The sequence below is a fragment of the Bradyrhizobium genomosp. III genome (assembly GCF_000261705.1).
Lineage (GTDB): Bacteria > Pseudomonadota > Alphaproteobacteria > Rhizobiales > Xanthobacteraceae > Bradyrhizobium > Bradyrhizobium ottawaense.
The window spans coordinates 1-1,518 of the sequence record NZ_AJQF01000582.1; the positions used below are offsets into that span (position 1 = coordinate 1).

General features: G+C 61.2%; 1 protein-coding gene and 1 pseudogene. One reads left to right on the forward strand and one right to left on the reverse strand.

Annotation, left to right across the window (positions count from 1 at the left end):
* Positions 1-30: 30 nt before the first annotated feature.
* The gene (locus tag IC66_RS47465) at positions 31-231 is read right to left on the reverse strand and encodes a hypothetical protein (protein ID WP_035666406.1); all 201 of its coding nucleotides are present in this window, start codon (positions 229-231) and stop codon (positions 31-33) included.
* A gap of 27 nt (positions 232-258) precedes the next feature.
* Between IC66_RS47465 and IC66_RS0142235 the strand changes: the two are divergent.
* Positions 259-1,260 (forward strand): annotated as a pseudogene (locus tag IC66_RS0142235) (type IV secretory system conjugative DNA transfer family protein); the annotation flags it as partial.
* Positions 1,261-1,518: the final 258 nt, after the last annotated feature.

Below are 1,518 nucleotides of genomic sequence, written 5' to 3' on the forward strand. Positions count from 1 at the left end.
TCACGACTCACGTTCCAAGAAAAGTGGGTACTAGTCAGGCTCCTGGTCGGCCTGGGGCTTCGGTTCGCGCAGCACGATTTTACCCAAAACGGCCAAGCCGGGCGCGATCACGATATTGAAACCCTTGCCGTCATCGTTCGGCCAAGCGGCGCCGATCCGCGTCCATGTAGAATTTCGGCCGTCACCGGCCACAGCGAAGGCATCGTGCGTGGGCTTTCGACTTTCAGACATGAGGTTTCCTTTTCAAAACGAGGGATGTTCATCATGACCGACAATCCGCGCCAGGGCTCGGCGCGGGATGACTTCTTTCGGGCCTCGGCGCTGCAACTGCTGACGGCGTTGATCGCCGATGTCTGTTTGTCCGGTCATACGGAAAAGAAGGATCAGCACCTCCGCCAGGTCCGCGCCAACCTGTCGGAGCCGGAGCCGAAGTTGCGCCAGCGGCTTCAGACGATTTACGACAACTCCGAGTCCGGATTCGTGAAGGAGAATGTCGCGCCCTTCATCGCCATGACGCCAGAGACCTTCAGCGGCGTCTACGCCAATGCGGTGAAGGAAACCCACTGGCTCTCCTATGGCAACTATGCCGCCCTGGTGTCCGGATCGAGCTTCACGACGGCCGAGCTCGCGGAGGGCCGGACGGACGTCTTCATCAATCTCGACCTGAAGACCCTGGAGAACCATGCCGGCCTCGCCCGCGTCATCATCGGCTCGCTGCTCAACGCCATCTACAATCGCAATGGCGAAGTGACCGGCCGGACCCTGTTCCTACTCGATGAGGTCGCGCGTCTCGGCTACTTACGCATTCTCGAAACCGCGCGTGATGCGGGGCGCAAATACGGCATCACCCTCTTGATGCTCTACCAGTCAATCGGCCAGATGCGCGAGGCCTATGGCGGCCGCGATGCCACCAGCAAGTGGTTCGAAAGCGCATCCTGGATCTCCTTCTCGGCGATCAACGACCCCGAGACGGCGGACTACATCTCCAAGCGCTGCGGCGACACGACGGTCGAGGTCGATCAGCTGAGCCGGTCCTCGCAGACGTCGGGTTCCTCCCGGACGCGGTCCAAGCAGCTCGCGCGCCGGCCGCTGATGCTGCCGCATGATGTCTTGCGCATGCGAACCGACGAGCAGGTCATCTTTATTGCGGGCAATCCACCGCTGCGATGCGGACGCGCCATCTGGTTCCGGCGCACCGACATGCGCGCCTGCGTCGGCGAAAACAGGTTCTATCGGAGAGACGCTGGTCGGCGTCGCTGATTATCGCGAACGCGGCGATGAGAAAGACGTGGGCGGCATACAAACGACCGGCTGGTTCCCAGGCAGAGAAAGAAAGGGCGTACGTGGAAGGGCAGTATTGTCTGGGAACGGAAAGCCGAGACGGAGCGCATCCAGCAACGACGGCATACCGGGCTCGATGCTCGGCTCGTCGTACGAGCCGGCGCATCATCTCGCCCGCCACCTGTAAGCCGCCTAATTTTTGATCCAGACGTAGGGCTCCACGCTGTTGATTTTGCA